Consider the following 238-nt stretch of genomic DNA (forward strand, 5'->3'; position numbering starts at 1 on the left):
TGGTGAAATACAAATTGTAACCACAGAAAACTCCATGGGAGTGGTGCAGGATTCAAAAGGAATGCTGGATGCCTTATCAGATAATCTGGTGAATGAAACCCAAATCGTTTGCCGCATGGCAATGGCTACTTTAGGTGAAAGATCTGTGATCAACTGGCAGCGTTACCATGATAGTTATGATGCAGTACGGGATGACATTGAGCAATGTATTCCGGGGTTTGAAAATTATAATGTTCGT

General features: G+C 41.6%; 1 pseudogene. It reads left to right on the plus strand.

Going from position 1 to position 238, the window contains the following annotated elements:
- Positions 1 to 238 (plus strand): annotated as a pseudogene (locus tag SCA31_RS25435) (hypothetical protein); the annotation flags it as partial.

Source organism: Chryseobacterium sp. SIMBA_028, assembly GCF_046535285.1.
Lineage (GTDB): Bacteria > Bacteroidota > Bacteroidia > Flavobacteriales > Weeksellaceae > Chryseobacterium.